Here is a 22,980-nt window from a genome sequence, read left to right on the forward strand (position 1 = left end):
CTGGAGTGCCCCCAAGCCCGTAGACAAATCTGCCCTATAGTTTGAGCATAGGAGGAGTCTATGGGCACACCACGATTTACCCCAGAGTTTAAGGAGGAAGCTGTCCGTCAGGTTACTGAACGGGGCTATTCCGTTGCCGATGTTTCTGAACGCCTCGGCGTATCGGCTCACAGCCTTTATAAGTGGGTCCGGTCAGTCAGACCGGATAACAGCGAGCATCAGGCGCAGGATTTACTGGATGCGCGGACGGAGATTCTCAGGCTTAAAGCGCAGCTTAAACGTACTGAGGAAGAACGGGATATTCTGAAAAAGGCAGCGCGGTACTTTGCAAGGGAGCCCGACTGAAGTACCGCTTCATCAACGATCACCGTGAAATCTGGTCGATCGTAACAATGTGTCGGGTTCTGAAGGTCGCCCGTGCGGGATTTTACGTCTGGCTTCATCGCCCTGTTTCTGCCGGAGAAAAGGATAATCAGCGGTTGCTGGAGCTCATCCGCGATGCTTATGCACTGAGCGGCGGAGTCTACGGTTATCGCAGGGTTCACGGCGATCTTCGTGAAATCGGTGAAGTATGCAGCAGAAACCGAGTTGCCAGAATCATGAAGCGGAACAGGATACAGGCCGTACATGGCTATAAGGTCCCGCGTGGCGTCAGGGGAAGGCCGTCACTGATAGCTCCTAATCGCGTACAGCGGGAATTTACGGTGGTAAAACCCAACCAGGTGTGGGTAACTGATATTACCTACATCCGCACCTGGCAGGGTTGGCTGTATCTGGCGGTGGTTATCGATCTTTTTGCCCGTAATGTGGTGGGCTGGTCGATGAAACCAACGCTGTCGCGCGAGCTGGCACTGGATGCGCTGCTGATGGCAGTCTGGCGGCGTAAGCCTGCAGAAAACGTCATAGTGCACAGCGATCAGGGCAGTCAGTATGGCAGTGATGACTGGCAGCGGTTCTGCAGGGCCAACAATCTGGCGCCGAGCATGAGCCGTCGTGGCAACTGCTGGGATAATGCGGTGGCAGAATCGTTCTTCAGTTCACTGAAAAAAGAGCGCATCAGAAAGCGGATATATAAAACCCGGGACATGGCCCGGGCGGATATCTTCGATTACATTGAAGTGTTCTACAACCGGACCCGACGCCACAGTCATCTGGGTGGCGTCAGCCCGGAGGCCTTCGAAAAGGCCTCACCGTGAGGACAGAAACTGTCTACCGGAATGTGGTCACTCCATACCTTGATCATCAAAAGCTGGTATTTTATTAGCTCGTTCAGCAGAAGACGGTAACTGATTAATTTGCTCAGGAACCCGTAATGTACGACCTAAGTTAGTGCTGGCAGTAGAGTCAACATAGTTCTTTGTGGCTGCATCCTGCGGCTGAGATGGGTCTTTTAAATTACGGATGTAATTATTAGTGCATCATAATAATTTGAGATAAAGGAAGGCTTACGAAGGGCTAGCCGAAGGAAACCGAAGCATTGCTGTATCAGCATTGTCAACTTATCGAAAGCATCCTCGTGAACCTCGGCGAAAAACTTCCCCTGATTACGGAGATCAATCTCCTGGGTAACCGGCAGGTCGCGAGAGATCGAAATCTGCCAGGCAGTAGTGAGTGGCGTAGCCAGAACTACATTGCCGCCGGAATATGACCCGGCACCTTGCACTGTGTAATCAGTGTCAAGAATCAGCGTGGTTAGGTTCTCGTCAAGATCCACAACCTGTACAACCAGGTCGGCTTTCTGGAAGATTCGGAAGGTGTATGGGAATGAAGTCGTGACTCCGTTCCCGTTATATTCATTGTGGTCGACTTCGGTAGAGACCGTCATGTCTTTTCTCCAGATGTTCAGCGCCCGGCGCGCATACACATCTCCATTCTATTACCCATAAATCCTTATATGAATCGAATGAATAACAATCAGTTGTTTTATTACCCTTTGGGTAATTTGCACAACGTGCTGGATAGGCTGCGAAACTTCTGATATATGTATATATATACAGTGCTCGCATGGAGAACACGAGATGCAACGGCAGTATCATCACCCTCTGGAAGATGGATTCGCAGAACGCATACACACGCCGGGAGGCGTAAGATCCCTGATTGAAGAATCGCACCTGATGGACTTGCTGAGAGAGTTGCAAAAAGACGGGTACGACGTTAGCGGGGCAACGGCGGAACTTACCGCGCTTGTTAACTACGTCACAAGCTCACAAATTTCTATGAAAGATTTGCAGACACATCTGGACTACTGCGCCATGCAGCTACAGCAGCAACTTAGATAGTAAGAATGGAAGGCCGCAGAAGCGGCCTTTGTGACATGTCACAGAAGAGGAAGTTTGAACACGATCGCCGCCAGCACCACAAACGTTAGGAAGTAGACAGCTTTTGACGATGTTTCTCCTAGCAAGCCCTTATCAATAGCAAAGATTATCGCCCACAAATATGCGGTTCCGCAGGCAACAACCACAGCAAACCAGAAGATAATCAGACCTAGCTTCAGTAAAATATCCATCATTGCCCTACCGCCTTACCTAAATCCGGCGCACGTCTTGGCGCTGTATCACCAGGCTCCCACCAACTGGTGGTGTTGAACTCCCGCTGGGCCCGGTCTCTCACCCTATCGTTGTAGCCAGGGTTTGCCATCTCCTGAAGCTGTTGCAGGATCAGATGATTGGTCACCGCTTTAGCATACCAGAGGTTGGCGAACGGGGTGATCATGCGCGCCGTCTTCAGCGCATCGGCGCCGAATGACGTCTCTTCACCTTGTAGCGCCTTCTGTGGGTTGGTGATGAGGAGTTTAGTCAACTGTTCAGCGAAGCTCAGTACAGGGCCGCCCAGAGTGGCCGCAATACTGGAGCCGTACTGCGTGTGGTCCTGGAACAGGAAATCGCCGTAGATGCCGAATGAACCACCTTTAAGCAGCGGCTGAATCCACGTCGTAGGCTTCGTCATATCAAGCGGGTCATTACCAGTAAGCAACGAGTTCATCTGGTTGGCAAACATGCCTGCCAGCGTTGTTCCAGCAATGTATGACGCAAGGAACTTGATACCGGGCACGCGGTCAAGATCTATTGTACGGTTAACCAACTGACGGAACCCGGCAAACGACGTGGTTTTGAATAGCATGAAGCTCTTCACCAGTTGTCCGGCATCATCACGGGCATATGTATCCAGCCCGGTCGCCGTCGTGATGGCACTGGTCATTTCTCCGTGTGTGACACCCAGCAGTTTTTGAGCCGCTTCAGCACGGGCATTACGAACCATGCGAGCAACAGTCTGTTCTGCCTCTGCATCGAACGCCTGTTTCATCCTGGTTCGACGTTCCTGTGGGATATCACCAAGAGCCGCCAAAGCGGTTTCACTCCCGGCCCTAACCTGCGCAATTCGATCAGCCATGATTGCGTGTATCGCTTCATCAGGTACGGCGTAAATCGCGTCCGGTGTCATTCCCATGTGGCCTGCTGTGGTCATTGGCCTGAGTTCTGCTGCCGCCATGATAGCCCAGTCCTCATTGCTCCAGCCTTTGCTGGCAAGAATGGTCTTGTCTGACCCCTTCACCTCATCCAGCGTTTTAAAAGTGCGTGTCAGTTCGCCGATGTTCTTGTACATCAGCAGACCGAACGAAGCTTTGTTGGCGCGGTCCATTGCGATAAGACCGGACCACTTCAGCGTCTTCTCAGCAAACCAGCCGGTGATGCCACGTGACAGGTCAAAGCCGCCCATCTTCGATACCACTGCGGCATGAGAATCCACCAGCAGGCCAAGCTCAGCATTAGCTCGCTTTGCGTCACCGCTGAACAGGTTTTTGATGGTGTTAGCAGAGAGACGCATACCGCCTCGCGAGAAGCCAAGAGCCTGAGCGTTGGCACGCATGATGGCCTGGTCACTGGTCGCCGTCAGAACGCTGGTACCGAGCATGGCGCTGGTCATCAGGTTACGCAGACCGCCGACGGCTGACGTGAACACGCTTGATTCCTGCACGCCATTCAAACCGGCCATTGAGTTAAACATGCGCTCAACCATCGTTTTCTCGCTGTTCATCTTACCGACGTCTTTACCACCGGTGACTGCACGCTGATAAATCCTGTCGTTAATCAGCTTGAAGTTATTCGCCGCGTCTGGGCCAAAGGCCTTTACAGTGCCCAGGTCTCGAGACGATGACTGAAGGTGTGACATCATCACGCCGACAACCGGCTGTTCGGTGTAGCGTTCCATGTACGCGAAGTGCGACTGTGCATCCTTGAACGCCATCACCCTGCTCTGCGAACCACGATTTTTAATGCCACCTGTTCCCATGAATGCGCCGGGGTCCAACTTGTTCGCACCGTCTGTCGCCTTGGTTTCGTAAATGGCCTCCAGCGCCTGGCGGTACTCGATGTCATTCATCGGTGAGCCGTCGAGATTCACATACTGCGAGCGGTCTTGCGTGTTGTACACGTCGTCGACCCAGGCCTGTTTAGCAAACTCAATCGGCGGCTGCCGTCCTGATAATCGAGCCTTGGCCTGCTCCGCTGCAGAAAGGCTGGCAAGCCATTCATCGCGGCCTGAATTACGGATAAGGTCAGCATCGTCGACATACGGCAGATTCCAGTTATCACGCTGCCCGATATCAAACCCGGCGTCGTTCATCTCCTGACGAGCCCGGCTGGTCACATCACCCCAGACCTGAGCTATTTTCTTCGCCTGTGGGTTGCCCGTGTCTTCACCGTAAATCTCTTTGAGGATCTGCAACTGCCCGGACTTCGCCACGCGCTGATCGAACAGGCTGCGGAAGCGTTGCTCGCCGAGTGCCTTACTCTGCTCGAAAAACTTCTGCACTTCTGGCCCGGCCTTCAGTAGTTCGGCGCTTAGTTGGCGAGACCAGTCCTGATATGCGCCGGTGGCGAGTTCTTCCGCCGAGGTAACAGGAATATCAGTTCTGTCTGTTGTACGACGGCCGGAGAAAATAAGTTGCTGGAGGTTGGCTGGGGTTTGCTGCTCTGGCGGGATGGCGGCATCCAGCGTATCGGTGACTTTCGATATGGCAATCGCATTTTGCGCAAGGCGCTGGCGCTTCTTATACACGTCATGCACCACGCGCTGGCGAACCAACTCGGCGGCATCCATATATGTCTGAGCGTCGGGGATACCAGTTTTGCCTTCTCGTGCATTGTTGCGGCTGACCTGACGGACGGCTTCCTTGATGCGGTCCTCAATATTTTTCAACTCATCGGCCTTTGGCTTGCGCCCAAGCGTCTGCGCAATGGCTTCTACACATGCCTGTTTCATTATGGATTCCTCAGGAAGCACGCCGCCGCAACGGAGTAAACTTTCGATTTTGCTTTTGCAGTCTGGATCTGCTCGTCAAAGTCAGCCAGAACATCGGATAACTTCATCTGCTGCCCGGTGTCAGGATGCGTTACGGTCAGATCAGGATTAGCTGTCGCCATGTCGCGCGCTGCCATCAATTCATAGTTGTTGTCAGAAATGGCCTGTCCACTGTCCGGATCAACGCTTACCTGTCCGGCATCTTCATCAACACGAGAAAATGCGCTTTCGCTGCGTGGAGCCTGCGCCTCCATGACGGCATCACGCGGCGTTTCATAGTGAACGCCATTCTCCTGGAAAACCTGCTCCATTGCATGGTACTGATCGTTGGCTGACTCCAGCATGCCAGGACGCGCCGGGCCATCCAGCCCACGCGCCTGCATAACGATGTTAACCGGCTGGCCTTCTGACAACTGACGGGCTGCCTCATCCATGGCGGCCACATGGCTGTTAATACTCTCGTTTGTACCATGCAGTACTGGTGCAGATTCGATGTCGTAATACAACCCCTCGTTCAGCGTGTGTGCCGCGTCAATGTCGCTGGGTTTGATTGGTGTTTCCGGAACCAGGCCGCGCATACTCTCAGGAATGATCCCCTGTTCCATACGTGATAAGTCGGCTTTTGCCTCGTAGAACTGGCCGCCTGGCTCATGCGGAGCCAGGGTGTCTCTGGCGTTTTGCAGACGGTCTCGCGCAACAGTCAGCTGATTGCTGATATCGATTAATTTCTCACGATTGGCTTCGTAGTAGCGCTTGTTGGCACCCGCTGAGCCGGTCGGCTGAGCATCACGAATTGCCTTTTCCTCGGCCTCCAGTCGCGCCACAGTTCGCTCACCATTGGCAATATCTGATTGCCACACTTTCCTGTCACCGCGTGACATCAGTTTCCCGGCGCTGTCCTGTAGTTCTGCCATCCTGGAATCGAATGTTGCTGGTGGCTGCACTGCATCTGTAGGCGTTCCGATCTCAACAGTTGCTTGCTGCGTAGCATCGACAGGAGCAGCATCAGGTGCAACAATTCCATCAGGTGCGCTCTGCACCTCAGCCGCCGGGATAGGCGCTTCCACATCGACAGGGTTTGCTGTATCAGTGGCAACCGTGTCGGCACCATCAGCACCGCGCGCAGAAAGATGGTGAGCGCCACCGAACGCGCCGCCCAGTACCGCATCAATCATCACAGCCTGTCCATCCCATACGCGGTACTGCTTCGCCATATCGGAATAGCCTTTTTCTTCCAGCGTTTCTCCGACGGAAAAACGGTTTATACCGCCGAATCCGACGTTGATCCCCACGCCTGAAGCGATACGCGTCAGCAGTGTTTTCCCAAGCGCGGCAGGAAGCGCCATACCCGCAGCGTTGAAGGTACTTTGCTGCGCTGCGAGATTACGCGCCGTGGACTCATCCACTCCCTTAGCTCTGAAATCCTGATAAGACTGCTCATAAGTAGAGCCGAATGCCGTTGACGCACCAATAACCGGGCCGCCAGCGATCGTTGCACCAATTGCAGGAACGAACTGGCCCAGACCATTTAACACTTCGGCGGCAGTTCCCTGGCTTGCCGGGTCTGGTTTGACGTATGCACGCGCACTCTTCAGCGAGTCACTCAGGCTGTCGTAGCTTTCATTGAGCTGCTTGTCAGCATCAGGGAACATCACGCGGAACATATTCACCGTCGGGGCTACAGCATCAGCCAGAGCAGGATCGCTGATCAGCCGCTTACTGAATCCCACAGCCGACTGCGCCAGCCCCGTAGCGCCCTCCGCAATGCCGCGCGGCAATGCAGACGCAGATCCCTGAAAGAATGTCGGGTCGTAGTCTTCTGGCCTGGCTGGGTTGGCCTGTGTCTTGTCATCAGTCCATGCCTGGCCTTCTGGTGCCAGCGAAAATACATCTGCCATTATTCGACCCTCACCACGATAGCCTGCCCTGTTTTCGGATCGGTTGCCCAGCGCCCACTGCCGCTAACCATCCTGTACTGTCCGTTACCGATATTCACCGGCGTGAAGTTGCTGGCGGCGTTTTCGTTCAGCCCGGCATCTTTAAGCGCCTGCTGCGCTGATACGGTATAGCGGTCCTTGAAGGTGCTTTTGTCCATGCCAAACGGCATTACCACATCGCCACCATTGAATCCCTTATAAATACCACCAGTTGCCATCTGCGCAGCTTTGGAAACCACATCTGAATTCGCCGCGTCTGTGCGTGCCAGGCCGCTGTCACCTGACTGATATGCAATACCAGCATACGCAGCCTTAAACAGGCTATAGCTCATCTGGCGAGCCTGAGCGTTATAGGAAAACGAGTTGCCGACCTCATCATCGAAAGCGCGCTTGAGCTTGTCATCGCTCGGCAGTTGGACGGGCTGAATGCCGGAGTCCTTCATCGCCTTCGTCGGATTCAGCAACTGATCCCCGGCCAGAATAGTTTTTGAAACGTCGTACTTGTTCATAGTCGGCTTGTAGCCAATGAACTGATCGTACGAAATAACCGGGTTCTTGTTGTCGTACTGGTTGTCAGGCGTACCAAGCAGCAGCGCGGAATAGGCCGTCGCCGCATTGTTCGGAGCAATAGCCCCGGCTACCTGCCGCATTGCCGCCGGTGGCAGTGATTGCCCCATGCTCTGCAACAGGTTAATGGTCTGATTAACGTTCTGCGTGCCGCGAACCTGCTGCGCCAGTGTAGCCGCCTCTTCGCTTGAAAGGATTGGCGCAGTGATACCGAGTTGCTTAAGCCCTTCCTGCGCAGAGAAACGGCTGGAAACTTCTTTCGTGATGTCCTGCGGGTTGTTGGTGCTGAGCGGGTGATACGCGCCAATATCGACTGCCGCGTTGAACGGGTTATTCTGGCGATCGCTGATAACCTTTGTAGCAGCCGTTTTAACCTAGTCGAATAACTGAGCGCGCGACGCATACCCCTCGCCAGTTTCGCCAGTGTCAGGTCGCAGTTGATTCACATAGGCAGTGATGCTGCTAGTCGGCATATTGCGGAATGAGCCAATGTACTGACCGGCAACCTGAGTATTCTTGAATTCGGTATAACGGAGATTTCCTTCACGTACACCATAAGCCGCCATGAATGCCGCTTCATCAGGTGGGTTGGGGAACTCAACGCCGCGCATGTATGCGGCGGTGGCATCGCGTACCTGACCATCAATAGTGGTTTTGTACTGCGCTTGCTGCTGCTTACGCATCTGGTCAGCCTGGCGCATAAACGTTGCCTGAGCTTCTGGTGAGGCAGCGTCAAACGCCGCATTCCCGGTGTAACGCTTCCCGACCGTCGGCAACTCTGACAGGCCGAGCGCAGCGCTAACTCCGCTGCCGATCTGCTCTTTGGTGTACGGCTGATCCCCGTTCTCATGCTTGATGATTGCCGAGCACAGCGCACTCAGTGTGTCAGGGTTTGATGCGTCAATCTGCTGATCGGGATGAACACCAAGTTGAGCACAGACGGCTTTGACATAAGCAGACGTATCGTTGTTGTCACCAGGCGGTGCCCAGCGGTTAATGATGTCGTTTACCGTATCAATGCCCTGACGCTGGTATGAAAGTAGATTGCGACCCAGCGCACGAATGCCATGCTCTGGCGTTTCGAATTTGGCAAAGCGGCCGTCATCACCATTCTGGCCTACCCACGGATTAGACTTGCTGTATTCGAGATTACCGGGGTTGTTATTTCGGATGCCGCGCGCACCTTCCGCGCCGGAAACATCTGGAGTGCTGGCAACGGCCCGGCGTGAACCAACAACCGTGTCACTAAGCTCCCCATTCTTCTCGATGAATTCCATGGAGTTATTAGCTGACCATTGCGACAGCGCGTTATCGGCCACCTTCTCTTTGAACTCATTTTTTTTGGCGGTGATTTGCTCAGCACTCCAGCCATGCGCCGCACAGTAATCATCAATCTGCTGGAATGTCTGCGAGTTAGCATTAACGTACGCGGCATTATTGCCGTACATCGATGCGGCAGTTTTCCCGTTATTCAGCAAAGTGGCCTGGAACTGGCCTTCTTCGTAGGCATTGAGTTGCCCGACTTCATGCCGCCCGGCCTGTGCAGTGAACTGTATGCGCTGATTCTGAGCTTGCTGGAGGAATCCAGCCCGTGCAGACTCCGGCAGCGTTAGTGCCAGTTCCTGCGCTTTCATGTCGAATTGCTGGGTGTACTCCTGGCCTTTGCCAAGAGCATTTTTTCCCTGAAGATTAAGCAGACCCGTATCCGGGTTTGTCATCAGATCACTGGCTGTCTGGCTCAGTTGCAGCGATGCATCCTGAGACATGGCAACGTCGGCGCGCAGCTTGGCCTGACCGAGAATGTTCACATACTGATCGGCAACATTCGCCAGGCCACCGCCGAACACATCCGGGGATGCCTGCACATTGAAACCGCCAGTTGATACACCGCGGCTCTCAACCTGACGACCAGTTGTAGTTGGAACTACTGGCATAAATCCTCCTTATCGACCGGTTGGTGTGCCGATGGATGAGCTGATCGGGGCGGCCTGGCTCTGCGTGAACGGACTCCAGGAACCACCGCCCATCTGATACGCGCCGTAGGCCTTAGCCGGAGCGGTCAACAGTGTCTGCGTTACTGCTGATTTACCCTGATAAGCTGCCATGTTTCCCTGGGCCTGTGAGTTCATGGAACTCACCTGATAGCCGTAGGCCTCGCGCTGTGCGTTATTCACAGTGGTCAACGCATCGAGGGTGCCGAATTGCGCGGTGTCACCGAACATATCCAGTGCTGATCCTGAAGAAAGGTCTGCACCGGTTGCACCCATGGTGGCCGCCTGGGTACCCTGGCGCTGGCGCATTTCGCGGCGGCGCTGTTCGGCTTCTGCGTTGCCACGGTTGATTGAGTCCTGCGCCTGATTCTCTGCAATGTCAGAGTTCTGATCTGCAACTGCTTGCTGGTATTTAGAGGACTGATGCTGACTGTAGGCACTCATAGCCGTTGACGCTACGGTCACCGCCACCAGTGCAATCGCTGGGCTACACATTATTTTCTCTCCATGTGGAAACGGTGGAAGCTCATGCCGAGGGCACCATACGGTGCCGGGTCTTCGAGTTTGAAGCCAAGCCAGTGCAGCCAGGACTTCGCCACGTGGTTGCGCTCGTCAACGTAGTTTTCGAGATGTGGGTAGATTGAGAGCATTGCCTGCAATGCGTGACGGCTACCGCGCAGGAACGTCTTCTGATATTTCTCAACCAGTGGAGTGCTGACAAGCCACGGCACGCCATTGCCGCCGATCATCGATGCAGGCGACACACCAAACATCGTGACAAGCTCACCATTAGCGAAACCTGACCAGGCCATTGTTGAAGTACGCAGGCCAACGCGAATAGCCTGCTCAGTGGTCATCAGTGAAACGGCATAGAGTTCATCGATATCGGCCTGACGAACATTAGGCAGTATCATCTGCAAGTGCTCTTCCGTTGCCTGGAGTAACTGGACGTCAATCATCAGAATCCTCCCACGGTAATGCGAGGGATAACCGCCAGCACAGACAGCGGTAGCGGGTCAGTTTGCTGCACTTTAATGCGCCCGTTCTTATCCCAGTCGCTGTCCAGTTTCACTTCTACTTTGCCAGTGGCGTCGTCAACTGGATCGTCGTAAAACTCAAACTCGCGCTGTGGGTACTCGTACCACTTTCCGCCAGGTGTTGATGCAAAGATGCCGCGGCTGGCATTCACCACCAGCGTAACGGTAGGGATTATCTGTTTTTTATCGAGCAGCGTTTCCTGCCCGTTAATATTGATGTCCAGCGTTTCAAACTGAGCATTAATCGGCAGGCCGATATGCACCACGCCGCCGGGAGATTCCAGCGTTACCTTGCCGGCAGTGACAATTTTCTGAGGCTCGACGCTGGCATCAGACAGAATGTTTACTGTTTGGCCTTCAAGGTGATTAAGCCCGGCAAACGTCATACGCGCCATGCGCCAGTTGGTGGTTGCGGTGTTTCGCAGTACCGGAGGAATGTTGCGGTTAGCGCGAACGGTGACGACAGTTCCGCTGGTATAAGCAACGATGTCACAACGCAGCTCCATATCAACCGGCTCGCCTGAAACCGGATCTGTTCCGATGTATGGCATCTGTATTTGAGAACCGACATCACCGGCATTGAAGTAGCTGGCGCTCATAGTCAGCGTGTAATCAGTTTGATAGATCCAGTCTCCGCTACCGCCGCTGATAGTTGCCGTTGTTGTTCCAGTGTTGCGGCCATCATAGCTCAGTCCACAGTCTACAAAGAAGGCATCCAGATCGTTGGTGAACTGACGGCTCGAAAGGCGTTCGATGTAACGGACTGTCTGACCGTTAATGACACGCTTCACGCTGAAATACACGGCATCTTCGTCGCCTTCGCTGATGCAACAAGTGCTTTCATAGAATCCGGCGCTGGACTGCGGAGCCCAGGCGAAGACCTGCTGATCACGAAGATAGGTCAGCACCAGTAGTTTGCCATCGTCACGAATGCAGAAAGCGCTGGAGTACGGCACAATACAAAATGACCAATCGACCAGGCTGTGCTTCTGAAACAGATGGTTTGCCAGAATGGTAAGGTCTGAACCCTGATACCCGTCAACGTCGAACGAATAGGCCAGATCCCGCACCACGCTGCCTTTTTCCTGAATGAACAACGCGATGTTTGCCACGGCAATTGGCGGCACATTGCTACATCCGTTTGAGCCCTGAGAGCTGAAAGAGAATGCGCTTGGTGTCAGCACCTTATTCTGGTCACCGGACACCACATATTCACCACCGGATGTCAGCACCACCAGTGATCCCACATCAATCAGGTGACGGATCTCATTCACCTGCCGCCCGGCGTAGGTGTAGATAATCCGGTCATCGTCCTGCGTCGGGTTGTTCTTGCCGAAGTCTTTGTAATCGCCTGTACGGCTGGCCCAGATAGTTTGCGGGAACGCGGTAGACGCGGCGAAGTAAAGACGCTGCTGGTAATACACCACGGTGCCGGGATAGCCGTTTACGCTATTCCAGGCATATGGTGCCCACTTGTAGCTGGCCTTATCAGTGCCCACCACGTTCTCAGGAACGCGTGATACCACGGTTGCGGTCGCGCTTTTGTTATTTCCTGCTACGGCAGTAATGCGGACAATGCCAAATCCAGAGTGCAGGTATTCCCACTGGATTCCAGTATCATCGTCACCAGTTCCGCCCCAGCCATCCCACGACATCCCCTCAGTGTGAGACGGTCGCAGAGTGCCAGTTTTCCCGGCAGTGTTTGCCCGGTAGTAATTGCTGTCAGCGCGGCGGATATCATCAATAACTGTTGTCTTGCTGGTCTCCCATACAGGAACGGAGTCAACAGCAGGCTGCTCAAGATAAAAAAGCGTGCCCACTAGTTCACTGCCGAAAATTGCTGAGTTTGATACGAGGGCAACAGTGCCGGTTGTGCCGCTGGAATAGACGGTGATCGACTCATCAACGTTGATATCTTCGAATGGGCCGTTGCTAGTCACCACATCGACTATCTGCCAACTATCATGGGCAAATCTGCGAAGCTCTTTCGGCGGGTACGACGGATGCACCAGAGTCAGCACATCGGCGCTTTGTGTGAATTTGATACGGAACAGATCTGCTTCGGTGTACGGCATCGCCAATTCATAAATGACGTTGCTGCTGTTGAGCACGTATGCGCCGTCTTTGATAACGCGCATGTAGTTGTGGCCGAACTCCAGCGCATAGGTCTGGATGGTCGAGAACTGGAACGGGATCAGACGGCATTTTCTTGTTGGATATTTTGCAGCGCCGATGAACTGTGTGCCAGGACGGTTCTCAACGCCGCCATATTGACGAACGATGAAGTTGTCGCATTTACGCAGCGCAACCTGGTATTTAGCCATGTCGATACGCCCGTACAGCGACGGGCCAATTTCACCACCAGCAAAGCTCGGTTGTATCCAGCTCACAGCCATTATGACATCCTCGCCCTGGTAAACTCGTCAACTGGCATCTGCGGTTCCTGGCTTTCATTCATGCTGTGTGACCCAGCGCTGAGGATCGTCATCTGATACATCTTTAGCGCGTTGTTGCCGAGATCTGCGCTTCCGGTCAGCACCATGTTGATTGCTGCCGCCAGACGCCAGGCTAGCGCCTCCTGAAAAATGGCATCAAACATATTCACGTCAGTGATACGTGAAACATATTTCAGCCACGCCTGCGGCTGATCGGTATAAATCAGCTTTCCGGTGCCGTCGTCATTTGCCCCGGTAACGAACTCAATACGCATAGCTGCCGGTGGGTTTCGAATGCCAGGCACAGGGATTTCAATGATGCGCATGCAGTCCGTAGGGTACTGGTATGCATAGGCCCAGTCAGAAGGCGGGTTGTTCGTATCGGCAAGGGCCACTCGTTTGGTGGCAAAGTTCCATTCAGCGTCTGACAGAACAGCATCACGGCATGATTCGTAATGCAGCGAGCACTGATCGGCTTCTTTGCTGGCTTCGACCAGGCTGTTGATGCTGCGGTTATTCCCGATATTGCTCAGCGCTCGGTTGCAGATTTCGATAACAGAGGCCATGACTTACCCCTCAGAACCATACAGAGTGTCAGCTGCTGATTTAGGCGCTTCACCTGATGCTGGTGCAATTGCCATATCAGTGATCTGAAGGCTGGCGCTATGCTGCATACCTTCTTCACTCTCACGTGTAGAAGTTGAACGAATGATGGCTTTAGCGGTGATCATAACTTCCGTTCCCGCTGATTGCGGTGTGGCTTTCAGCTTGGTCAGAGTGTCGTTATTCAGTTCAATGCACAGGCCCCATGGATAATCATCGCGAGTCTGTGTTTTCCCGTCTTCATCCTGATAGCTGTCAGTGCCGGTTTTGAGGTTTACCAGTTCCATAACGCTCTCCTGCAATAAAGGGGCCGAAGCCCCTTGTTTGATTAGCGAGGCTTAAACGCCCAGTGCTGCGTGCTTCTCGGCGATCTTCTCGCGGAGAGTTTTGGCGCTGGTGTTGTGATGAGGTTTATCGTTGAAGAGCACTTCGTACTCTTCGCGGAGTTTATCCAAATCATCGTCGCCTTCACCTGCTCCAGTGCCGCTACCCGGCTCGCCGTCATCGTCGGATTTGTTATCCGATTCATGCGAAACGTATTCCTGTCCGCGCTTTTTCAATGCCGCCGTCTTTGCCTTAACTGCTGCCTCGTTAAGAGGCTCCAGCGCGCTACCCGGCTCGCCGTCATATTCAACTTCTGAACCTTCAGGCCAGAGGTTGTTATGAATATGGGATAAGCGCAGGACGCGGTATTTTGCTTTTTCCATCGCCATCACCTTAGCCAGTTACTTTGGAACGTACTGGGTAGTACGGCGTGTTGTTATCCACATCCAGGTTAATGCCGGAAGTGAATGCGCCAGCGGTCAACGGGCCAGTGCCAACCGAATAGTTCACGCGCAGGTAACGCTGAACACCAGCCGGAACTTTCGTCGAGAACAGACGCTTGCCTGCGGTAAGAGTCGCCAACGCCAGTGCGCCGCTGTCGCAAATGGTGGTCCAGGTGGAGTTATCCGGGCTGGTCTGCAACTGCACGTTCAGGGTTGCCGCGCCAGCTGCGGTTGCAGTGGTGTCAACGGTGGCCCAAAACTCCAGTGGGTAGCCAACGCCGATGTCACGGCGGGTGCCGTCAATCGGGCCGAGGTCAATCACATCCGTAGAAGCTGCGGAAGCAGTTACCGCCTGCTTCTCGGAGAACATCAACAGTTTGTCGAGGATCATTTTCTTTCTCCATTCATGGGCCAGTTAAGGCCCACTGATTAATAACAGGCGTTAAACAACGCGCGCTTCGGTTTCCAGAATCGCATCAGTTTCACGGATAGGGATGCCACGGAATGCAGTCCACCAGTCCCCCTCAGTCTCTTTGACGCTAAGCGCCAGAGAAGCCTTGTCCAGAGATTGCAGGTCCAATGCCTGGCCTACGGTACGGTTCATGTAGAAAGCCGCGCGCCCCATTTTCAGGTTAGGCACGCGGTGCAGTGCTTTAACCATCTGGGTAACGATATTTGCCGCACTCGCAGGTACAGACAAATCGCTCACATCGATATTTGCGATGCGCACAACGTAGCGCCAGTCACGAAGAGTCAGGCCGTTATCCCACTTGTAGTGGGTGCGGTAACCTTCGTATGGGTTGTTGTTGGCGTCACGCAACGTCTGTTGGCCTTTATCTACCATCTGGAGACCGGCTTTCTGACCTTTAGGGAAGGTGCCATGTACGGTATTTTCACCCCACACAACCAGCCAGATAGAGGTGTTATCGGTGCCGGTACCGCCTGCGTCGATAATGTTCTGGCCATTCCCGGCAGATTTGCTGGAATAACGAGAAGACAGACCCATGAACTGCTGAGGGTTAATGCTCGTATCGCCGTAGAAAAGCGTGGTTTCCATCTGCTGGTTCATCGCTTCCAGGAACGCACGGTCTTCCGACAGACGAAATTCTGAGGTATTACCGTTCAGATCAGCCAATGACTTATCTACTTCTGCATAGGCTTCCAACATACCGATGGAGTCGGTAACCTGAACGGTGGTTGATTTGCTCGGCTGAACACCATAGTTAAGCAAGCGCCAGGTTGCTGATGGCAGACCTGAACGAACAGTGGTTCGGTGGCCGGTTGGAAGGTTGCCTTCAACAATCAGCATGTCTTCCAGGATCGGGTTAGTTTGAGACAGAAGCTCGATGATTTTATCGATCTTCCCATTTGGGTCTACGCGCTTACCCCAGTCTGCCAGCGTCAGCGCAGTTAAGCCTTTAACAGCCATGGTTGTTTCCTCTCTTATTTGCCATACAGCACTTCGGCAGCGCTACGCTGGCCGGTTTCTTTTCCGGTGACCATGTTGTCTTCAGTCATGGTCGCGCCGATTTTTACAAAAGCTCGAACGAGATCAGGGTGATTTCCCAGACCGGTAGAGCTGAGATAGTCCTTCAGACCTGGAGGTCCGAACGTGTCCAGAGCACGCTGGGCAAGGCTCAGATTTGAGGTCAGTTTGTCGCCGCCGATCTCTTTGTCGGCTTTGACTTCTGCGGCCCAGTCTTCGGTCTGCTTCTGCCAGGCTTCGGTCTGGCGCTGCTGCACACCGGCCAGAATTTTCGGGTATGCGTCTACCAGTTTCTGCGCCTGCTCGTTTGACAGGTTCAACTCACGGGCCACAGGCTCGAAGTCGGCCAGCGCCGCGGTATCAAGCTCCACGCCCTCTGCGGTCTTGAAATCGTATTTATCTGGCGCGCCTTCTGGCTTATCGTCCTTCTTGCCGTCCTTTCCTTCTTCGCCAGCATTTTTGTCGCCGTCTTTGTTTTCACCTTCTTGCTTCTGCTCGCCTGGCTGACCTCCACCTTCTGCTCCGGGCTGCGGCTCACCACCAGCGGGAACTGCTTCTCCGGCTGGTGCTGAACTTGCAGCTGCAGGTTCAGATGATGCCGGGGCAGCACCACCATCAGCGGGTTGCTCATTGCAGAGGCGACAATGCAGCAGACGTTCAAATAAATTCATTGGTTATCTCCTTAAACCGGGATCGTTTTGGCTTTCAACTGGGCCAGAACAGCGGCAAGAGTGGTACGTAGTGCGGTTGCATCTGTCAGCAGCGCGTTGTATTTGGCTACCAGGTCATTGTGGTCAGTAACAAGACCAGCAACGTCTGATGCTGAAGAGTTGGTGTCTGCGGTAGCCGTCATTGCAGCCGGTGCCGCGATAGTCGCTCCAAGCTTTACACCGCCGTAATCGGTTGTGGTCGGAGCGCCAATTACTGCTGGAGAAGGATCCGGAACCTCAACTACCTGATTTGAGCCATCGAGACGCACGACGCGCTGAGTTTGTACCTGTGTCATAAATTGTCCTCACCGGCCTCTGCGGCCATCTTCAGATACTGATCCGGGCAGTGCGCCATTACGCGCTGAAATAGCATCAGCGCCAGATTGCGCTGCCCTTCGTTGAATGCAGTCACATACGGGTCATTGGTGAAGCAAGGGCCAAAAACACTTCCCTTTTCCAGCAGAGACCACAACACCCGACGGCCCTGTTCAGATCCCATGACGCGTTGAATGTCTTCAATGTCGCGCTTACGAAGAATCTCATTGGCCACTTCACGGGCTTTTCTTTCTTCGGCGTTCTCTTCATCAAGCAGATCGCTCACCATCACTGACGAGCCCCCGCGCCAGTGGCGTTAGCCGCTGCGTTTGAAATGGCAGTCAACGCGCTAGGGTCCGACGTCTGCGTTTCGCTGAGAGTCTTGGCCCCCTGAGCCGCTGCCATCCCCATCTGCATCTGTTGCTGCATCTGAGCCTGTTCGGCGCGAGCTTTACGCAACTGCTCAACCTCTTCCTGCGAGGTGATAACGCTCGGCGATACGCCGGACATTTCCGCGAATGCGTCGATCGCTTCGTCGGCATTGAGCTTGTCGAGTGCTTCCGGTTTGACGGTCGCCAGCTGACCAATGAATGCAACGGTCTGAGAAAGGCTGGAAATTCCGATTGATTTCTGTGCCTGCGCCATCACCGAGATGTACTCGACTTTCAGCGGCATGCCCTGCATGACCTCAGGCGGTGGCGGCAGCATGTTCTTGCGTGCCATGATGGAGAATGCGCGGTCGATAAGCGGGTTAAGGCACTCGTCATTGAGGCGCTCGAGCACCGGGCCAAGCATCAGGAGCTTCTCTTCCTTCATCTCGATCACCGCTTCAACAGGCATTGAGCGGGTATTGATGTTCTGCAACATCATGAAGAGGTCGACGAAGTAGGCGTTTTTGATGACCTGGCGTGTGTCCTGAATGTCAGCCAGCAGGTCGGCGGTGTTCGGGTTTACGAGGTAAGCAGGTTTGAATCCGTCCTGATTACCCACCTGGTCGATGTAGGTGATGTCGCCAGGCAGCAGGGAGACGCGCTGATTCTTCAGTGACGACGGACCGATCATTGGTGGATTGGTGGCCTTGTCGATCAGCTGGCTCTTGCGTTTCTGCTCAAGCTGAAGCGCCTTCACCGGGCCCAGTGCAATCATGCCTGGGCAAGATGAGCCGTAAACGTCCTCGCCGTTAACTTCCCAGCGCGGAGCCATGATCGGGAATTCGTCGTAGCCGGACTCGCGCAGCAGCTTTTCGTTGTCGCCGCCAACCTCAAAGTAAACCGACTTGTACGGCTTGTTCTTGCTGTCCAGCTTGCCAGTGTCGCGGTCGGTGTTCGGGTATACGGAATGAATCACCTCGATCCACTTCTCGTATGTTCCGTTTTCCCACATGCTTTTAACGGAAGTGCTGACCTTATCAAGGCCGAATTCCATCACCATCTGGCGAACGGTCATCGAGAACTTACGGAAGCAGGTATCGACGCTGCCGCGAGCAGAGTTCGACAGGTAGTAGCTGCCAATCGGGAACATCTGCGTACGGATGATATCGGTGTCGTCTTCCAGTACAGCCATTGCACCAGAGCTGTACGTTCCGAGTGAGGAATACAGCAGCGGCAAAGACTGATACAGGTTCGAGCGGTTGAACATTTCGTTCATGTATCGCTGAACGGTTTCGCACCACTGCTTAACCGGGCCGTAATCCATCATGTCGGGATCAGGTGTTGCCAGCTTGAACCACGGACGGGCCGGACTGGTGATGCCTGACATCATGCCACTGGAAAGCACGCGCTCTGCCAGGGTCGCGGTAGGGTCAATGATTCTGGTATTGCGGCGATCACGGTTTACGTCAGTGACCAGGAAACGGGAACCACGCGGAATGATGTAATCACTCAGCTCTCGCCAGTGAGATTCGAACGAAGTACGCTCATTCTCCATTTGCGCAAGCTGCTTAATCAGTTGCTCTTTTACGGTTTCCGTCGCCATTTCGCAGGACTCCGTTACTGTCCGAGCAGCGTTTTACCGCTGGTATTTGCGGTCGAGGTATCGCCTTGCGCACCGGTCAGCATCGTGGACTTCTGCCCGGCAGCAGCACGGCGTCGACGTTCTTCATCGTCACGCGCTGACACAACGGCCTGATCCTGTTCCTGTGGTGCGGCCTGAACTTCTGGTGCCGCTGGTACTGAAGGTGAGCCACCCATGCACATAAACGTAACTCCGCACGCAATTAAATTATTACCAATTTAACCACATAAGGATTATTTTACGTAGTGCATTGACATTTTATCGAGCAATTATTACCTTAAAGGTAATTAATCATTGCATGATTGATTTGGTGAAGGATGTTGCTATGTGACATTCAACTCACCAGATGAGCCGAATAATTCAGGTTATCGGCTCACAACATGAGAGTGCATTCCTGACTATCCCCATACGGTAAGCCGTTAAATCCAAATGGTGGAGTGTGCTCTCAGTTGTGAATAACAACCGTTGTATGGCACATGCAGCGATAGCGGTCCGGCGGGTTCCTTGTAGGGTTCCCTTTCCTAGCCGGGTAGCCGGAATGTGCAAGCCTGGCTCGCTAACGGCCTTAGGGCGATTCACCATCGTGGCGATACGGTGTGACACCTCGGAAGAGACGAGGATGCAATGATGAGAGCATTGGTCATGGAGCGGTGGAGAATGAATCTGAGCTTCTTGGCGGTTGCAGCGGATTCTTACATGAAAACCTGTGCTTTCTTCATTGTGGCAATGCGGCTGTGCGCACGTGACGAGGCATTTCATTCCACGCTTGAAATGAAAAGTTATCTAATAGTTTAACGTCGTCAGCCGTAGCCGGGCTGACAGGTGGAGGCACCACCGCCACAAATCAAATCACGCCTCAGGACCGTTATACCCGTAGTACCTGTAACGATAGCTTTAACTTGGCGGTGTCAGAAACAACCATCCCGAAGTCGCTGGCACCGCCCTTTTTACACCAGAACGTCATTGCGATGGCTTTCCGTTGTAAACCCGTAATGCCAAGGAAGGCAGACTCCCATGCTTCCAGCTCGCCCACTTCGGTGGGCATTTTTTTAAGGTGAAAATTATGAAAGAGATTGAAGAACTTAACCCGCCACGCGGCGAGATGACAGAATACCTAAAACAAGCTATCGGCGAAGGATATCAGCCTGAGCATGAAGATGCGGTATCTGACCTGTCAGTGATTGATGGTCTGAATGATGGAGATCTGAATCGTGAGTTCGGTAAGTGCTGGCAGTGGTACAATATGGGCGGCGGACTCCATGAAACATTAGAGAATGGACTATCAAAATCAGATGCCGATTACCGCAGTGAACACTTATACAACATGAAATTACAATGCCTGCATGCGGCGATTATTCAGAATGGGCTATTCGATAAAACCAATGCCACCAATATTGCGGAAGCAATCAACGCTGGATTCGATGCCATTAAGTAACACCGTGACACGTCACAATCATCCTGCTCATCTGTATTGGTTTATGAACTCAACATTGTTATTCTGAATAGCGCGGTAAATTCTCGGGCTAACGAGACGGGGAAAGAAGGTGGCTGTTGTCAACCTGCCACATGCTGGGTATCAGCACCAGCTACCGCGCACTGATGATGTCATGAGCCAGCCGATGCGCTGGCTTTTTTTGTGCATCATGCAAAGGGGTCATAATCTGTTATGGCTTTCCCTTGCTGCTGACCCGGCAGATTCATCTTCTTCGCTACCGGAAACGCGAAGGTCAGCAGTAGCGCGTCACCGTCACCAGGCGAACGCCCGAGACGATCTTTAATGTCTTCTTTCGGCTCCATCACAATCTTGCCATCCACCCTGACTTTGTACTCTGCCGCCGACAGGTCATCGGCAGTCTGCTGATTGTCAAGCATACCGCCGAGCTTCAGCCATGACTTGCAACTGTTGAACATCTCGCCGCGCTTGTTAAGCATTTGCGGATCTGTTGATGCGCCACCGAACGGAACAAGTTGCCATGAACGCCCCCAGCCATCACTGACAGATTTCAGCCCGGTTCCGTAGCCGAAGTCGATGAACACTGCGTCGGCCTTGTACTCGTCCTCGAAGTCGGCGATGCGCTTCGCCATAATCAGGTCGTCGGTTGTCTTCGAGCCAGACCAGAGCTTTTTGCTATGCAGCCCCTGGCGCAGGTATATCACCGCGTCATCAGCACCGGAGTATGCCGGATCAACGCCGATAATCACCGGCGCATGAGCCACCTGCGCAGCGGTAACGACGCGCTTCATCGCAGCATCAGTGAGCCCGGTCGGGATAAACTGCAGCTCTGATGCATCAGGGAAGATCCCACGCACGCGAACCTTCACGAAGTCAGAATCCTCGCCGTAATCGTCAACCCACTTCTGCAACTGCTCTTTGTTCGTGCCCTCTACGGTGCGGGAATCAATCTGCGCCGTCTTCCACCGATGCTTGTATTTGCGGAAGCACTCGCGGAAACGTCCGGTGTTTCGCGTCGGGTTACCGAACGCCACCCAAATAATCTCGGTGTCCTCGTCCGTCAGAGCGCCCTCGGCAACCTCCCACACCAGATCGGCAATGTTGGATGCTTCATCGAATACCACAATGATCCGCTTGCGCTCGTTGTGCAGCCCGGCGAATGCCTCGGTATTGTGCTCAGACCATGGGATAGCGTCAGCACGCCAGCGCTTATCATGCCCGGCATCGTTGCTGTACATCGCTGTGGCGGTGCAGGTGAACCACTCTTTTGTGATAGCCAGGTTCGACCATTTGATGATTTCCGGCCATGTCTTGGTGCGAAGCTGGTTATCGGTGTTGGCGGTCACCACCACCTTGCAGTCCTCGCAGGTGGACATGCCCCAGTTAATCAGCATCGAGATGAATGCCGATTTCCCGATGCCGTGTCCGGATGCGCGGGCAATCATCAGCGGCTGGTAACGTGTTGCGGGATTCTGGAGGTGATCTCGTATCTCGCGGAATGCGTCTGCCTGCCACTTACGCGGCCCAGTAGCGTGTGACAGCTCGGTGCCATCCTCACCCCAAGGGAATGCATACAGTGCATAGCCAAGCGGGTCATGTGTAAACCCGGCAATGTCCTCGATGAGTTGCTCTTCTGGCGACGGTGATTCGGTCATTTCTCACCAGCCTCTCTGATGCGGCGGCGCGCGGATGCCATGCGGTCTGCAATGGTGACGGTGCCGGAAACCTCGAGGCGTTCTTTGAACGCCATAACATCGACGTGCTTGCCGATGAGCTCCAGATTCTTCACCTTGTCGGGCCATTTTATCTTTTTGAGGATGCCGACCAGTTCTTTCTCATCGCCGCGCCCCTCAAACATGTCTGCCAACTCGAATCCGGTAAGATACTGGCGCCAGACCCTCGGCCACTCCGAAACCGGTTTAATACTCATGTCATCGTTCAGAATGTCGATCACATCCATCTGGTCGATTTCCACCAGGCGAAGCAGAACATAATCAGCGCTGACGCGGGTGCGCTTGTTGCGCTCCTCCATGAGTTCAGCAATCCGTTTCTGGATTCGCTCATCGCGCATCATGACGCTGGCTTTGACCGCCGCCGTATTAGGAGAAAATCCTGCGTCTATCGCCGCCTGAGACTGATTTTCAGGGCTCTTGATGTATGACTGGCAGTAAGCCTCCTGCATCGCTGTAAGCGGCTTAAATTGCGTTGATTTGCGTTTGTGTGGTTTTGGTTCCGCTGGCATTGTTACCACCAAAGTAATTAATTACCGTTGTGGTAATACTATCATGCAAAACAAAGCCGCCATAGTCGGCGGCCGTTGCTGTTATTTATATTCATCGTGACATGTCACATCACCCGTACC

The 22,980-nt window shown here is 53.7% G+C and carries 21 protein-coding genes and 3 pseudogenes; 3 read left to right on the forward strand and 21 right to left on the reverse strand.

The genetic code is table 11. From position 1 onward, the window contains the following. Positions 1–60 precede the first annotated feature (60 nt). Positions 61–1,196, forward strand: a protein-coding gene (locus D9738_RS13140) for an IS3-like element ISEc24 family transposase (RefSeq protein WP_205712956.1) whose coding sequence is annotated in 2 segments (ribosomal slippage) — positions 61–307 and positions 307–1,196 — 1,137 coding nt in all. Because the reading frame shifts where the segments join, the coding sequence is not laid out codon by codon here. 36 nt (positions 1,197–1,232) lie between these two features. On the opposite strand, the pseudogene D9738_RS13145 reads toward D9738_RS13140, so the two are convergent. Next, positions 1,233–1,825: pseudogene (locus D9738_RS13145) on the reverse strand (hypothetical protein); the annotation flags it as partial. A 193-nt stretch (positions 1,826–2,018) separates the two neighbouring features. On the opposite strand from D9738_RS13145, the gene D9738_RS13150 reads away from it, so the two are divergent. Then, complete coding sequence (locus tag D9738_RS13150) at positions 2,019–2,279, forward strand: hypothetical protein (protein WP_130260352.1); 261 nt, start codon at positions 2,019–2,021, stop codon at positions 2,277–2,279. A gap of 38 nt (positions 2,280–2,317) precedes the next feature. Here the strand turns inward: D9738_RS13150 and D9738_RS13155 are convergent, their stop codons facing one another. The 18 genes and pseudogenes from D9738_RS13155 to D9738_RS13245 all read right to left on the reverse strand — a co-directional run bounded on the left by D9738_RS13155 (position 2,318) and on the right by D9738_RS13245 (position 20,210). Continuing rightward, on the reverse strand, positions 2,318–2,512 hold the full coding sequence (locus tag D9738_RS13155) for a hypothetical protein (protein WP_130260353.1): 195 nt from the start codon (positions 2,510–2,512) through the stop codon (positions 2,318–2,320). Beyond that, complete coding sequence (locus D9738_RS13160) at positions 2,509–5,265, reverse strand: hypothetical protein (protein WP_130260354.1); 2,757 nt, start codon at positions 5,263–5,265, stop codon at positions 2,509–2,511. Before D9738_RS13160 ends, D9738_RS13155 begins: the two co-directional genes overlap by 4 nt. Beyond that, on the reverse strand, positions 5,265–7,202 hold the full coding sequence (locus D9738_RS13165) for a hypothetical protein (protein WP_130260355.1): 1,938 nt from the start codon (positions 7,200–7,202) through the stop codon (positions 5,265–5,267). Before D9738_RS13165 ends, D9738_RS13160 begins: the two co-directional genes overlap by 1 nt. Then, a pseudogene (locus D9738_RS25510) lies at positions 7,202–9,742 on the reverse strand (hypothetical protein). The gene D9738_RS13165 and the pseudogene D9738_RS25510 overlap by 1 nt, the downstream one beginning before the upstream one ends. A 9-nt stretch (positions 9,743–9,751) precedes the next feature. After that, a complete protein-coding gene (locus tag D9738_RS13175) occupies positions 9,752–10,294 on the reverse strand; it encodes a hypothetical protein (RefSeq protein WP_130260356.1) in 543 nt (180 codons plus the stop codon). Beyond that, a complete protein-coding gene (locus tag D9738_RS13180; RefSeq protein WP_130260357.1) occupies positions 10,294–10,758 on the reverse strand; it encodes a hypothetical protein in 465 nt (154 codons plus the stop codon). Before D9738_RS13180 ends, D9738_RS13175 begins: the two co-directional genes overlap by 1 nt. Further along, positions 10,758–13,232 (reverse strand): hypothetical protein, encoded by a 2,475-nt coding sequence (locus D9738_RS13185; RefSeq protein ID WP_130260358.1) that lies wholly within the window; start codon positions 13,230–13,232, stop codon positions 10,758–10,760. Before D9738_RS13185 ends, D9738_RS13180 begins: the two co-directional genes overlap by 1 nt. Continuing rightward, positions 13,232–13,837 (reverse strand): hypothetical protein, encoded by a 606-nt coding sequence (locus tag D9738_RS13190; protein WP_130260359.1) that lies wholly within the window; start codon positions 13,835–13,837, stop codon positions 13,232–13,234. Before D9738_RS13190 ends, D9738_RS13185 begins: the two co-directional genes overlap by 1 nt. Before the next feature lie 3 nt (positions 13,838–13,840). Continuing rightward, a complete protein-coding gene (gp10, locus tag D9738_RS13195; RefSeq protein WP_130260360.1) occupies positions 13,841–14,161 on the reverse strand; it encodes a capsid staple protein in 321 nt (106 codons plus the stop codon). A 51-nt stretch (positions 14,162–14,212) separates the two neighbouring features. Continuing rightward, positions 14,213–14,587: a hypothetical protein gene (locus D9738_RS13200; RefSeq protein ID WP_130260361.1), complete on the reverse strand. Its 375-nt coding sequence runs from the start codon at positions 14,585–14,587 to the stop codon at positions 14,213–14,215. Positions 14,588–14,591: 4 nt separating this feature from the next. Further along, positions 14,592–15,032 (reverse strand): Bbp16 family capsid cement protein, encoded by a 441-nt coding sequence (locus tag D9738_RS13205; RefSeq protein WP_130260362.1) that lies wholly within the window; start codon positions 15,030–15,032, stop codon positions 14,592–14,594. Positions 15,033–15,083: 51 nt separating this feature from the next. Further along, the gene (locus D9738_RS13210; protein WP_130260363.1) at positions 15,084–16,070 is read right to left on the reverse strand and encodes a major capsid protein; all 987 of its coding nucleotides are present in this window, start codon (positions 16,068–16,070) and stop codon (positions 15,084–15,086) included. A gap of 14 nt (positions 16,071–16,084) precedes the next feature. Further along, complete coding sequence (locus D9738_RS13215; RefSeq protein WP_130260364.1) at positions 16,085–16,798, reverse strand: peptidase; 714 nt, start codon at positions 16,796–16,798, stop codon at positions 16,085–16,087. Between the two features lie 11 nt (positions 16,799–16,809). Continuing rightward, complete coding sequence (locus tag D9738_RS13220) at positions 16,810–17,133, reverse strand: phenylalanyl-tRNA synthetase subunit beta (RefSeq protein ID WP_130260365.1); 324 nt, start codon at positions 17,131–17,133, stop codon at positions 16,810–16,812. Continuing rightward, the gene (locus tag D9738_RS13225) at positions 17,130–17,441 is read right to left on the reverse strand and encodes a hypothetical protein (protein ID WP_165383334.1); all 312 of its coding nucleotides are present in this window, start codon (positions 17,439–17,441) and stop codon (positions 17,130–17,132) included. Before D9738_RS13225 ends, D9738_RS13220 begins: the two co-directional genes overlap by 4 nt. After that, positions 17,441–19,126, reverse strand: coding sequence for a portal protein (locus tag D9738_RS13230; RefSeq protein WP_130260366.1), 1,686 nt, complete (start codon positions 19,124–19,126; stop codon positions 17,441–17,443). The genes D9738_RS13225 and D9738_RS13230 overlap by 1 nt, the downstream gene beginning before the upstream one ends. A gap of 14 nt (positions 19,127–19,140) precedes the next feature. Further along, complete coding sequence (locus D9738_RS13235; protein WP_130260367.1) at positions 19,141–19,347, reverse strand: hypothetical protein; 207 nt, start codon at positions 19,345–19,347, stop codon at positions 19,141–19,143. Between the two features lie 683 nt (positions 19,348–20,030). Continuing rightward, the gene (locus D9738_RS13245) at positions 20,031–20,210 is read right to left on the reverse strand and encodes a hypothetical protein (RefSeq protein WP_130260369.1); all 180 of its coding nucleotides are present in this window, start codon (positions 20,208–20,210) and stop codon (positions 20,031–20,033) included. Between the two features lie 18 nt (positions 20,211–20,228). Here D9738_RS13245 and D9738_RS13250 point away from each other — a divergent pair, with 18 nt between their 5' ends. Next, positions 20,229–20,600, forward strand: coding sequence for a hypothetical protein (locus tag D9738_RS13250; protein WP_130260370.1), 372 nt, complete (start codon positions 20,229–20,231; stop codon positions 20,598–20,600). A 206-nt stretch (positions 20,601–20,806) separates the two neighbouring features. Here D9738_RS13250 and D9738_RS13255 read toward each other — a convergent pair whose 3' ends face one another. Together D9738_RS13255 and D9738_RS13260 are read right to left on the reverse strand one after the other, a co-directional pair. Continuing rightward, positions 20,807–22,273 (reverse strand): terminase, encoded by a 1,467-nt coding sequence (locus D9738_RS13255; RefSeq protein ID WP_130260371.1) that lies wholly within the window; start codon positions 22,271–22,273, stop codon positions 20,807–20,809. After that, positions 22,270–22,945: pseudogene (locus D9738_RS13260) on the reverse strand (terminase small subunit). The gene D9738_RS13255 and the pseudogene D9738_RS13260 overlap by 4 nt, the downstream one beginning before the upstream one ends. Positions 22,946–22,980 lie beyond the last annotated feature (35 nt).

Origin of the sequence: Escherichia sp. E10V5 (assembly GCF_004212315.1) — a bacterium.
GTDB lineage: Bacteria > Pseudomonadota > Gammaproteobacteria > Enterobacterales > Enterobacteriaceae > Escherichia.

Bases quoted from the DNA above. Each gene is read 5' to 3' on its own strand.
- D9738_RS13215 (WP_130260364.1), bottom strand. From the start codon at position 16,798: ATGAATTTATTTGAACGTCTGCTGCATTGTCGCCTCTGCAATGAGCAA.
- gp10 (WP_130260360.1), bottom strand. From the start codon at position 14,161: ATGGAACTGGTAAACCTCAAAACCGGCACTGACAGCTATCAGGATGAA.
- D9738_RS13160 (WP_130260354.1), bottom strand. From the start codon at position 5,265: ATGAAACAGGCATGTGTAGAAGCCATTGCGCAGACGCTTGGGCGCAAG.
- D9738_RS13165 (WP_130260355.1), bottom strand. From the start codon at position 7,202: ATGGCAGATGTATTTTCGCTGGCACCAGAAGGCCAGGCATGGACTGAT.
- D9738_RS13150 (WP_130260352.1), top strand. From the start codon at position 2,019: ATGCAACGGCAGTATCATCACCCTCTGGAAGATGGATTCGCAGAACGC.
- D9738_RS13255 (WP_130260371.1), bottom strand. From the start codon at position 22,273: ATGACCGAATCACCGTCGCCAGAAGAGCAACTCATCGAGGACATTGCC.
- D9738_RS13225 (WP_165383334.1), bottom strand. From the start codon at position 17,441: ATGGTGAGCGATCTGCTTGATGAAGAGAACGCCGAAGAAAGAAAAGCC.
- D9738_RS13155 (WP_130260353.1), bottom strand. From the start codon at position 2,512: ATGATGGATATTTTACTGAAGCTAGGTCTGATTATCTTCTGGTTTGCT.
- D9738_RS13180 (WP_130260357.1), bottom strand. From the start codon at position 10,758: ATGATTGACGTCCAGTTACTCCAGGCAACGGAAGAGCACTTGCAGATG.
- D9738_RS13185 (WP_130260358.1), bottom strand. From the start codon at position 13,232: ATGGCTGTGAGCTGGATACAACCGAGCTTTGCTGGTGGTGAAATTGGC.
- D9738_RS13210 (WP_130260363.1), bottom strand. From the start codon at position 16,070: ATGGCTGTTAAAGGCTTAACTGCGCTGACGCTGGCAGACTGGGGTAAG.
- D9738_RS13235 (WP_130260367.1), bottom strand. From the start codon at position 19,347: ATGTGCATGGGTGGCTCACCTTCAGTACCAGCGGCACCAGAAGTTCAG.
- D9738_RS13220 (WP_130260365.1), bottom strand. From the start codon at position 17,133: ATGACACAGGTACAAACTCAGCGCGTCGTGCGTCTCGATGGCTCAAAT.
- D9738_RS13245 (WP_130260369.1), bottom strand. From the start codon at position 20,210: ATGCCCACCGAAGTGGGCGAGCTGGAAGCATGGGAGTCTGCCTTCCTT.
- D9738_RS13190 (WP_130260359.1), bottom strand. From the start codon at position 13,837: ATGGCCTCTGTTATCGAAATCTGCAACCGAGCGCTGAGCAATATCGGG.
- D9738_RS13175 (WP_130260356.1), bottom strand. From the start codon at position 10,294: ATGTGTAGCCCAGCGATTGCACTGGTGGCGGTGACCGTAGCGTCAACG.
- D9738_RS13200 (WP_130260361.1), bottom strand. From the start codon at position 14,587: ATGGCGATGGAAAAAGCAAAATACCGCGTCCTGCGCTTATCCCATATT.
- D9738_RS13205 (WP_130260362.1), bottom strand. From the start codon at position 15,032: ATGATCCTCGACAAACTGTTGATGTTCTCCGAGAAGCAGGCGGTAACT.
- D9738_RS13250 (WP_130260370.1), top strand. From the start codon at position 20,229: ATGAAAGAGATTGAAGAACTTAACCCGCCACGCGGCGAGATGACAGAA.
- D9738_RS13230 (WP_130260366.1), bottom strand. From the start codon at position 19,126: ATGGCGACGGAAACCGTAAAAGAGCAACTGATTAAGCAGCTTGCGCAA.